The sequence below is a fragment of the Microbulbifer halophilus genome (genome assembly GCF_026183675.1).
Classification (GTDB): Bacteria; Pseudomonadota; Gammaproteobacteria; order Pseudomonadales; family Cellvibrionaceae; genus Microbulbifer; species Microbulbifer halophilus.
The window spans coordinates 136,370-145,335 of sequence record NZ_JAPIVK010000008.1 but is presented as its reverse complement, the minus strand read 5'-3'; the positions used below and the strand labels follow the sequence as shown (position 1 = coordinate 145,335).

Sequence of the window (8,966 nt, the reverse complement as noted above, 5' to 3'; positions counted from 1 at the left end):
GCAGCTCCTCGAGGCCCAGCTCATCCAGTTCTCCGCTCCAGTCGGCCTTGCGGCGCGAACCATAGGGGTCGAAGGCGAAGTCATTCGCGGCACCGACCAGCAGGCTCCCGGCCTCGTCGGTAATCTTCTCGATGGAGCCCAGGTGATCCCGGTGCAGGTATTCCAGCTGGTTGGCGGTGGTGCCCGCGTGATCGGTCGCCGCTATATGCATGATATTACTGTCGATGCGGGTTTTCTCGATACGCTGGAAATCCGGGTCTTCCGCCGGATATTGGTCCTCGTAGCTACCGATGATAAAGGCTTTCTCGGTTTTGAGCTCGCCGCCCTCCATCCAGCTGGTTTCGCGATAGAAGCGCTGGCCGTTGGGGCCGTACCGGAAACGGTCCCGGGCTGTGGGTGTCTGGCTGGTCTTGCTGGCCCCAACGGTAATTTCCGCAGGCAGTTGCCGGGCGTTCCAGGTGATCCACTTGTCATCGCCGCTGGCGGCATCGTAGTGGGTGATGGCGCCGTTTTTATCATAGTGGAGGCTGTGGGCGGTGCCGCCGATGGTGACGTCGCTCACGGCGAGAGCGGCATGCACGCGCCGCCGCTGGAGAAGCTGATCCAACTGGCGGATATTTTCGATGTGTCGCTGGACTATCTGGTGATGGGCCAGCCGATGGAGGAAAGCCCCATCCGCAACGAGGTGCTATTCAAGCGCTTCAAGCTGCTGGAGACTTTCGACGATCAGGACAAGGACACGGTGATCCGGGTGATCGATGCCATTATCGCCCAGCGCCAAGTGGAGCACGCCATGCGACCATTGGGGCAGTAAACCGCCACCAGCCCTAAACGACAAAGCCCCGGCAGATGGCTCTGCCGGGGCTTCGGTGATTTTGACTTGATGCTTGAGGAAAATTGAAAAAGAGGCCTGATCCCACTCTATCTAACAATGAGCCAAACAACAAAGAATAAAAGAAGAAAGCCAAGAATTTTATAATTCTTTTCCTTCTTGCTAACCGCGTATTCTTCCGCTGTCGCGCAAACAGGAGAAAGAAGCAAGAACTCTCCAAAGTAAACGAGCAGCCAGCTTCCTCCCAAGGCTAATGCAAACCATGCCAAGCTTTCAGACACTTCAGAAATCCAAAACATAAATATAAAAGGGAGGGCCACTAAGAAAAAGCACAAATATAAATATGAAAGCTTGTGCGGTGTCTGGCAATATGCCTGACAGCTCTTGCACTGGCACTCAAAGCCCATTCTAACCAGAACAGCCTTCGCCCCCAGGCTTGAGCCGCAGTTACCACAGCGGGAATCAATAATATTCATTTCACGGACCTCCACCACCAATCGCTCCTTCAATCACATGGTTTAGCTGCAACCCAGATCCATAGGTTTGCGAAGCTCGCAACGCTCCACCGGACAGGCCCATAATTGCCAATCCGACCCCATAGGGCGACGTGTAATAAGACATCCCGACGCCTAACCCTATTCTCCCTGTTAAATAAGCTTGAGCAGGGTCGCTGTGCACTTGGGCGTTATAGGCTGCACTAATTGCGTAATTCACGTCGGCTCTTACATCAGGGTCATTGACATAGTCGTAGAGAGCCAAGCCTATTCTGCCGGAATCATCACTTGCCATCTGGTGAACAGCCGCACATTCCGAAGAGCCAGCCGCAGCGCACGCCATCGAATACCAATAAACTACGCCATAACCGGCTGTATGCCCTATGTCGCGAATTAAAGATCGCGCTCCTCGGAAAACCATAGGAAGGTTGTTAAGCAATCTCCCCTCTTGTGCAACACATTCCCCAGAATCATTAATTATACCACCTCCGCATACCTGAACTTCTTCTATTGATTTTTCCTTCGCCTTCTCCGCAGATACAGGAACCCGAGGCCGGTCCTGCGCTAGCTTCCGGTTTTTCCCTGTGCTTTCAACGGCTTAGCGGATGATTTGAAGCCGGAGGGGAGCCCATAAAAAAAAGCCCCGCCGGAATTGCCAGCAGAGCTTTATGTGGGTGTCCAGAAACAGGCTCGAAGGGGTTATTCTTTATTTTTTCCCCTAGTGAGGCTGACAGGCAATCCTCCGTAAATTTCACCAGGCTTTGGGTCGCCAAGCCAATACTCATATCCGTACAGCATCATAGTCGAGCCGGACTCCCAACCGCCCAACGATAGAGTGATCAAATGATTGTCGCCCAAATAACAATAATAAACAAAAATTGAACTTTGCGAATCGCTTCGCTTGTAGTTACAAGTTAGCGATAAAGGCTTATTCTTCTTCTCTAATGCAACGTATTTCGCAGACATATCATTTTTTATGATCAACTTGTAATTTCTGACACCATCTTCTCTTGGCATCTGTCCAGAAGGATGCCAAATACCTGGCAAGTCATCTTTCTTCAAACTCTCTCCATGCGCCGCTGACGCAATTAAAAGCATGAACAAAAAAACATATCTCATACAAACTCCAGAGCTTCCAAGAGCAATATCATATTAAATTTCAGGGGGCCAAAGTGGCGGCGGCTCTGTTCCATTCTCGTAATATGGCATCAAGTCACAAGGATTATTTAGACTGCAAAGCGACCGCTTGCTCACTTCACGCATCAATTCCATTAGCACTTGTACTCTGGGATCTTTCCCAATAGATTTGTCTTGCTTGTATTCCTTTTCGTATTCATCCAAGCGATTCATGCAGTCTCTAATCCTTTGATTATTAACGCACGCTGAATACACAGCAGCATCACCTCTTTGAGCGTTAAAATTCTGGCCAGCCTTATTCCTATTGCTCTCTATAAAATTTCTCGTAATGTCGCCTACATCAAGAGTAGCCTCTGAGGCCGTAACCTCTACACACTCATATTCATTCCCGCAGTTCTCATCTGCCTTGTCCTTCGCCTTCTCCGCATCCCTCGCCTTCTTTTCTTCACGTTGCTTCTTTCTTTCCCTAGACTCAGGAGTAGAACCCATACAAAATGGGTCTAGCGCAGGACTTGGACACCAGTTCTCTGAACTATCACGATCTCCTCCTCCATCACGATCTGTACCATCTTCATAGTAGTGATTTGTGCAGGTTCGTGATCCATGCAGCATACCCCCGACAACACTCCAGTCAGTCCTGCAGGTAGGGATATTGTAGACGTAACCAGTGGGGTCGGTAAGACTTAACGGATTATTCACCACATAACTATACCGATTCCAACTTTGGCTGTAAGTAGGCGCCTGCACAAACGGATCCGGACTCATGAATCTGCCCAACGTCGGATCATAAATGCGGCCGTTCATATGGATCAAGCCGGTTCGGTCCAGATGCTCGTGGCCGGTGAAGCCCCGCTTGGTGCTGAGTCCCTGCCCGTTCAGCAGCTCCTCGAGGCCCAGCTCATCCAGTTCTCCGCTCCAGTCGGATTTCCGTCGCGAGCCATAGGGGTCGAAGGCGAAGTTGTTCGCGGCACCGACCAGCAGATTCCCAGCTTCGTCGGTAATCTTTTCGATGGAGCCCAGGTGATCCCGATGCAGGTATTCCAGCTGGTTGGCGGTGGTGCCCGCGTGATCGGTCGCCGCTATATGCATGATATTGCTGTCGATGCGGGTTTTCTCGATACGCTGGAAATCCGGGTCTTCCGCCGGATAGTGATCCTCGTAGCTACCGATAATAAAGGCTTTCTCGGTTTTGAGCTCGCCGCCCTCCATCCAGCTGGTTTCGCGATAGAAGCGCTGGCCGTTGGGGCCGTACCGGAAACGGTCCCGGGCTGTGGGTATCTGGCTGGTTTTACTGGCCCCAACGGTAATTTCCGTGGGCAGTTGCCGGGCGTTCCAGGTGATCCACTTGTCATCGCCGCTGGCGGCATCGTAGTGGGTGATGGCGCCGTTTTGATCATAGTAGAGGCTGTGGGCGGTGCCGCCGATGGTGACATCGCTCACGGCGTTGGGGCCGGCATTGCCAAACTCACCGTACTGGTAGCCGTTGGTGTCGGTGTCGCCGGCATGGCTGGAGGTTTTGCTGAGTATATTGCCCAGCTTGTCGTACTGGGTGGTGAGCGTCCTCTGGCTATTGCCGTCCAGCCAGGTCTGGGAGCTGGTCAGCCGGTTCAACGGATCGTAGGCGAAGGTTTCCTCTTTCTCCACGCCACCGCTATAGGCCAGGCGGCTCTCCAGGGTGCCATTGGAACGCCAGCGGTATTCGTTATCCTGGATGGCGCCACTACCGGTATCGATGGTCTCGAGTCGGCCGCTCTCGGCGTTGTAGGTGCGGTTGGTGATCACGCCGTTGCCGTAGACCTCCTGCTCCACCTTGCCGAGCGCATTGATTGTATCGAAGATTTTGAGCGGATTGACACCGTCGGTGATTTTCCAAAGGTAGCCCTGGTTGTTGTACTTGTAGTGGGCTTCGGCGCTACTGGGGCCGGGGTAATTTATCTGTTCGATACGGCCGGCAGTATCGTAGCTATAGCTCTGCTGATACGTTTTGCTGAGACCACCTGCATTCAAGCTGGTGGAGACGCTTCCCAACTTGCCAGCACCGTTGTAGCTGTAGATTTCACTGAAGATCTGCACAGCATTTTCGGTGTAATTGCGGCTGGCGAGGCTGCCGGTTGCCTCGACCGGATCGTAATCCCATTCCGCCGTACCGTCGGCATCCGACTGCTTCAACAGACGGCCCAATTTGTCGTACTGGTAGCTGATGCTCTGCCCCTTGTTGTCGGTCTGTCCCAGCACCTGGCCCAGGGCACTGTAGGCGGTAATAACGGTTCCCAGGTTGGGGTCGGTCAGGCTGTAGCGGTTGCCGGCATTGTCGTAGAGAAATGTCGACTTGGTGGCTGGGTCGTTGTTGACCACCACCGACTCCAGCAGGCCACTGCCGTCATAGGTGTACTGCGTAGCCACCTGCTCGGCCGTCCCCACTGCATCGGTGGTTTTGACCAGATCACCGGCCAGGTTAAACAGGTTTTCCTTAACCTGGGTCTGCTGAACGATACCATTGCTACCCAGTACATCCTCTTCCACACGCACTTTTACCCGCTGGTTTCCGGGCAGCGCCGTGTAGCTGGTACGCACCTGGCTGCCATCCGGGCGGTCTACCTGGACTACACGGTTGCGCAAGTTGTACTGATAAGTGTTGAGCGGTTTATAGTCTCCGGGGAAGAAGGGCGCAGTTTTCAGGTAGAGGCGCCCCTGAAGATCGTAATTGTATTCACGGCGCGAGACGGTACTGCCGTCGAAGGACTGGGTATCTTGCTGAATAACTCTACCCAGGAGGTCGTAATAACGATCGGTGGTAGGTGTGATCGAGGAGCTGGTACTGACCTTGTAGGCGGCGAGCTGCTCACCCGAGACAGGGCAGTTCCCGGCCAGACAGAAAGCATAGTTGGTCTCGAAGACAACGCCCTCGGGATTGGTGCGATCGGCTTCGCGCCCGAATGCATCGTATTCGATTTTGGTGGTCCGGCCATCATTATCGGTTACCGTCTTTTCGGTGCCGAAGCGGGCATCGTAGGTAATGGAGATTTGATGCCCCAGTGGGTTGGTAAGCGTACCCGGGTAGCGCCTGTCAATGTAGTTACTGGCACTGGAACTTCGCGTCGCAATATTGGCACCGCTGGTCGTCTCATTGACCAAGTTACCATTGGCGTTGTGCTGATAACTGGTAGTGAGCTCGTAGTTCGGGTCCCCCGGGAAACGAGTCCTACTCTCCACTTTGCTGCTGCTCTCGTGTGGTGTTGCCACCATGGTTTGTATCCGATCGGCAGTGGTGCCGGTATTTCCGTCGTAATGGCGAATTTCCTCACCGGCTTTGAACCCTATCAACCAGAGACCGGGGCGATTGGTAAAACTAGTGGTAGTTTCCGCGCTGCGGATGACCCCGCTGACACTGGCGGGTTTGACTTCCCCCCAGAAACTCTGTCCGGTAGGTGCCGTAGCGCCGGCCGCCGCTTTTCGGGTGTGAACCTTGCCGTCGATCAGTGCTCCAACACCGGCGCCGTAACCCTGTTGGCTGTAGCTGTTTTCGGTAAAGTTATATCCCAGGATTTGTCCCTGTTCGTACACAATTTCCAGGCTTTCCCGTAGAACCGAATAGTGGGTGGTATCCGCACCGGTGGAAAGGGCGATATCGCTATAGCGGAACTGTCGCTTGGTCAGCACCTGGTTGTGTGCGGGATATTTGCCTTCATATTGCGCGATTCGGGCCACTTGACCGAAATGGGGGAAGTCCAGGCGGAACTGGCGGTAAGTGACAATACCGGATTCCATATCCTGTACCCTCTGGGCGTAGTAACCCAGAAAACCCCGATTTTTATCGCTCACCAGGCCGGTGCCCTGATAGGCATAGGTGGTTTCGTGCCAATCGCCCGCCCGGCCGTTGGAGCGCCGGAGCTCTGCTACCACCCAGCGGTAGTTGCCATTTTCGGGCTTCAGGGGGCTGGCATCGGCGGGAACCATACCTTCTCCAAATGGACGCTCGAAGAAGAGCCCGTCGCCCGATCCTTCCCGAATCAACGTATGGATAAATTGCGTGGTCTTGCCAAAACTATCGACCACCTCGCCGATGCCAGTATCGAAATCGATATCCGGGTTGCCAATATCCGTTTCCAGCCAGTTGAACTCCACTTCGTTCAGGCAATCTGCTGTCGTTCCTTCCTCCCGGTAACCGCATAACTGGACATATTTCAGGCGGCGGTAATTTTCAATCTCGCCCTCATCTTCGGAGATCAGTCGGTATTCGCGCAGCGGTAACCCGTCCAGAGATACGTTGATATGGTGCAGTAGCACCAACTGCTCCTGTTCTATCTCGTCGGGTCCCAACGGTTGCGGCGGCGCATCGTTTCGAGTGCCATACTCAAAGGTGATTTTTGCATCGCCGTTGTTGCCGTAGGTCACTTCCAGAGGGTAGTTGATCCCCGCCACGGTATCGCGGTGGTATTTGTACGCAATGGTATTGTCAAAGGAGTCTTTGACCTTGTTTAAACTCCAACCGAAGCGCGCCGAGGTACCTACCCTGAGGCGGCTGTCGGCGGTTCTGCCGTATTCCTGCACACGGCCGTCCGGTGTAGAGACCCGGAACCACTTCTTGCCTTCGGCATTTTTCTTCAGCTCGATCAGATGAAAACGCTCCCTCTGGATGCGATAAAGAGAGCCCTCTTCCCAATAACTGCCGGATACCAGCACCAAGGGTTCACCATTCAGGCATAGGGAGTCACTGTTATCCAGTTGTATACTCTCACTGTTATCGTGACCGATCACACAGCGGCGGACCTGGCCGAAGCCGCTCAAACGCCAACCGTATCCCAGAATATCTTCCGGTAACGCTTCGTTGGTACGCTGGCGGTAGCGGGCACCCGAATAGCGAATGCCGATATTCGGTACTAGTCCATTGACGCCGGGAGCCCCATCAACCGGAATGGAAACAAGGGCATCGCCCTGCTGGGTGACATCGACACTGTAATCCATTCTGCCCGGTTCCGTCTGGGGAACCAGGGAGACCGCCGGCTCGATATTGTCGAGGTTGTGTACATCTACCCAGCTGCTCAGCACCCAATCGGAGCAGGCATCATCGTTGCAGGCGCGCACTTGGTAGCGATATTCATCGGCCGAATCCCCTCTGGCTTCGTAGTTTTCAGCCAGTGGATCAGACAAATCGATATTATACCAGCCGTCGCTGCCGCAGACAGTTTCTCCAGTTCTGCACTTCCTTTTTAGTTCGTAAGAAGTTACGGCGCCGTCGGCAGACCAGGTGATATCATAATCCCCAAAATCGCTGGACTCCGGCACATTGATAGCGAGATTACTGGGTGGAGATAATGGAATATTGACACTGACGTATTTTTGATAACCAGCTCTTGTCCAAGGACCGCATCCCTCGCTATTGCAGGCGCGCGCCCGAAACCTGTATTCGCCCTCGGTGCCCTCTTCGAGAGCGACAGGCATAGAGAGTGCTGTACCCAAATCCCTGTCGCCGCAGGTAGAGTAGGTGAAGCCGCTGCCGTCGATACTACACTGCACCTGATATTTTTTGACCGGGTCAAAAGAGCCGCTGACACCGGACCAAGAGAGCTGAAACTTCTCCGTTTGCGTACCGGAACCCGGCTGCGTGAAATTCGTAACCTCAACCGGTTTTCTGTTTACGGTAGTGTAAGAAGAGTATCGCCAATTGCTGCGCTTGGTGGTGCCGCCTACCTTTACATAGGATCGCACTCTATAACGGTACTTCCCATTGGTTAGTTTATCTGCGGCATTGGCGGAGGGAATTACTTTGGATCTTTTGCTTTTGTTGGCAGCCGAATATATCCGACTCCAGTTACCACTGGAGCCAGTGCAGTTGCTGCCTTTGCATTGTGCCAGTTGATAGCCGGTAATTTTGGGCGGTGTGCTGGAAGCACCCCAGCTAACTTTGAAACGCCCATTCCTATCTGGGCTGCCGCTGTTGGTCTTTATACTGCTTGGTTTACTTGGCTTTCTGACGACTTTTATTGTGTTCGAGTAAACCCAGGTGCCACCGCCGGAAAAGGAGTGCTTTACTCGGTACTGGTAAATACCAGAATCCCTTCCAGAAATATCTACGGTATTGGAACCCGGACCACCGGCAAAGCCAATCGGAGAATAACTACCTCCGTTTCTACTTTCTTCTACATCAATATCACTACAAAAGAACCAGCCAATTTCTGGCATTAGAAAAGTGAGTTCATAATTTCCATCGGCATCAGAGTTTGGGACGTTGACATCCATCACCCTGACAGGCGACCCGGAGCAGTCATTTCCGGGAGGAGGAGGGAGAGCACCCGCCAAGCTGGACAACCCCAACAGCACTAGAACAACTAAAAAACGCATCTCCCCTCCCAAGCCGAATTTATTATTAAGCGCCGGGAGATTTAACACGAGACCTATTACAGGTCGATCACACGCCGTTACACTTCATCACAGATTCCGTCAGCGAGGCAGGAGTGTCAGGAATTTCTATATTGTTCACCAAAATAAGATAGGAGCAGACA

Annotated in this window: 6 protein-coding genes; 1 reads left to right on the top strand and 5 read right to left on the bottom strand. The window is 53.2% G+C overall.

The window, feature by feature from the left end; genetic code table 11:
• A partial coding sequence (locus OQE62_RS06215; RefSeq protein ID WP_265721136.1) for a hypothetical protein occupies positions 1–580 on the bottom strand: 580 nt, incomplete at its 3' end.
• On the opposite strand from OQE62_RS06215, the gene OQE62_RS06210 reads away from it, so the two are divergent.
• Positions 575–814 (top strand): hypothetical protein, encoded by a 240-nt coding sequence (locus OQE62_RS06210; protein WP_265721135.1) that lies wholly within the window; start codon positions 575–577, stop codon positions 812–814. The genes OQE62_RS06215 and OQE62_RS06210 overlap by 6 nt on opposite strands.
• Before the next feature lie 107 nt (positions 815–921).
• Here OQE62_RS06210 and OQE62_RS06205 read toward each other — a convergent pair whose 3' ends face one another.
• The 4 genes from OQE62_RS06205 to OQE62_RS06190 all read right to left on the bottom strand — a co-directional run bounded on the left by OQE62_RS06205 (position 922) and on the right by OQE62_RS06190 (position 8,805).
• Complete coding sequence (locus OQE62_RS06205; protein WP_265721134.1) at positions 922–1,308, bottom strand: hypothetical protein; 387 nt, start codon at positions 1,306–1,308, stop codon at positions 922–924.
• 1 nt (position 1,309) lies between these two features.
• Positions 1,310–1,765 carry a hypothetical protein gene (locus OQE62_RS06200; protein WP_265721133.1) on the bottom strand — a complete coding sequence of 152 codons (456 nt, stop codon included), beginning with the start codon at positions 1,763–1,765 and terminating at the stop codon, positions 1,310–1,312.
• Positions 1,766–2,025: 260 nt separating this feature from the next.
• A complete protein-coding gene (locus OQE62_RS06195) occupies positions 2,026–2,388 on the bottom strand; it encodes a hypothetical protein (protein ID WP_265721132.1) in 363 nt (120 codons plus the stop codon).
• Between the two features lie 90 nt (positions 2,389–2,478).
• Positions 2,479–8,805, bottom strand: a complete 6,327-nt coding sequence (locus OQE62_RS06190) for an RHS repeat-associated core domain-containing protein (RefSeq protein WP_265721131.1) — start codon at positions 8,803–8,805, stop codon at positions 2,479–2,481.
• Positions 8,806–8,966: the final 161 nt, after the last annotated feature.

Bases quoted from the DNA above. Each gene is read 5' to 3' on its own strand.
- OQE62_RS06205 (WP_265721134.1), bottom strand. From the start codon at position 1,308: ATGAATATTATTGATTCCCGCTGTGGTAACTGCGGCTCAAGCCTGGGG.
- OQE62_RS06210 (WP_265721135.1), top strand. From the start codon at position 575: ATGCACGCGCCGCCGCTGGAGAAGCTGATCCAACTGGCGGATATTTTC.
- OQE62_RS06190 (WP_265721131.1), bottom strand. From the start codon at position 8,805: ATGCGTTTTTTAGTTGTTCTAGTGCTGTTGGGGTTGTCCAGCTTGGCG.